We start from the raw sequence: 1,629 nt of genomic DNA, 5'->3' as shown, positions 1-1,629 counted from the left end.
AAAGAAGCTGCGCCGCGGGGGAGGCGGCCCCAATGGCTTTCTCATATCGTCTTTTTGACACCAAGGGTGACACCAAAACTGACACCAAAAATTAATCGTAGTCGTCTAAGGCGTCATTTTTTATCGCACCCTTTTTTGCTGACGTCATTGCACATTTTGCATAAAACGCATGCGTATTTTCATTGAATTCCCCATGTGATTCATACGCAAATGTGAAGACAGGGACCACACGCCCAGAGCTCCTTCCAGCGGATTTCTATCACACAACGCTTTTTCGGCAGAACTCGTCAAGCTTTTTGTCAGCGTTTGGTCAGCTTCCGGTACTTACCCGCATGATGCCCCGGTAGATAATCGACCTTGCCCGTAATCCACACGGCCCGCAGCCGAAACCAGGGGAGGCGCAAATGGACGAAATCGTCTGCGCAAACACCGCATTCCGCTACTGGCGCTGCCCGCCGCAGGTGCGCGACCTCTACCCGCGCCTTCCCAACTCCGAAGACGGCTGGCGAGCTCTATCCCAAGCCCCTTTCGTAACCGACGTCCTCAAGACCCCGATTATTACCACAACAGTGCCCGGTGGCGTTAACTACCATTCGGGATTACGGACAACCATTCACTGTGATGATGTTTCTGGGGTGGACAGCACGCTGGAAACCGCGATGAGCTTTAGAGTTACCAATCCACTTCCGACGCTATTTACCATGGCGCGCTTTGTGTCTCCAACAGATCTTGTCCTTGCCATGTACGAATTCTGCGGATGGTTCTCAGTCTTTGAGCCCACCGCCGCAGCAGAAGCGGAACTAGACAAAGCCAAAGACGCTGCCGAGAATGCAACAACCGAATCCCTCTTTGACCTTGATGAAAGCCAAGAAGAACCACAATGGAAACGCGTTTATTCGCGCATAAAAGTCAAAGAACAGGTAAATGCGAAGGGGCCCAACGGACAAAGGAAAATGAATGAGGTCACAAAGCTAAAAGGCACTTCGCTCTGGATGAGGAAGCCGCTCATCGAATTACACGAGCTTCATGAGTACGCCAGTAGGATGAAAAATCGAAAGTGGGGTACGAAATTTTACAACGCCGCGCAACTGGTGACGGGTATAGCCGCTTCTCCGCTTGAAGTTGCAGGAATTTTATTGCTATCGCTTCCTCGCTCTCGCGGCGGTGCCGGCTTTAGAAACGTTTACGTCAACGATCTTACGCCGCTTACCGCATCGGCACAGAGCATTGCAGGGCAAAAAGTCTGCTACGGGGATATCGCGATCGTGAATCCAACCATAATGAAGGCAGGCATCGTGGAGATTCAGGGAGAGGTCATCCATGGATCAGGCGCCGCGCTCGACCACGATGCCAAACGCATGACGGCGCTGCAAAGTATGGGGTATGACGTCTTCCTGGTTACACACGACATGCTTAACGATGCCGAGCAGCTTGATGCGATCGTGCGAAGTCTTTGCTCGCGTTTGGAATTGCGCTATAGGTGCAAAACCAGGGCACAAAAGACGGCGGAAATGGAGTTACGAGCCAACGTGCTGTGCAATTGGCTGGAAATCGGTCGCTAGACGGGTGCCCCGCTCACTTCCGGACGCCCTCGGTCGGCTGCGCGCGATGCCGCCGCCACGGAACCGG

At 53.2% G+C, this 1,629-nt stretch carries 1 protein-coding gene; it reads left to right on the top strand.

The genetic code is table 11. The features are described 5' to 3' along the window. The first annotated feature begins 404 nt into the window (after positions 1 to 404). Positions 405 to 1,562, top strand: coding sequence for a hypothetical protein (locus I2G43_RS06130; protein ID WP_195535470.1), 1,158 nt, complete (start codon positions 405 to 407; stop codon positions 1,560 to 1,562). Positions 1,563 to 1,629: the final 67 nt, after the last annotated feature.

The sequence above is a fragment of the Collinsella aerofaciens genome (genome assembly GCF_015557435.1).
GTDB classification, from domain to species: Bacteria; Actinomycetota; Coriobacteriia; order Coriobacteriales; family Coriobacteriaceae; genus Collinsella; species Collinsella aerofaciens_Z.
This window is presented reverse-complemented; position numbering and strand designations above follow the sequence as displayed.

Bases quoted from the DNA above. Each gene is read 5' to 3' on its own strand.
- I2G43_RS06130 (WP_195535470.1), top strand. From the start codon at position 405: ATGGACGAAATCGTCTGCGCAAACACCGCATTCCGCTACTGGCGCTGC.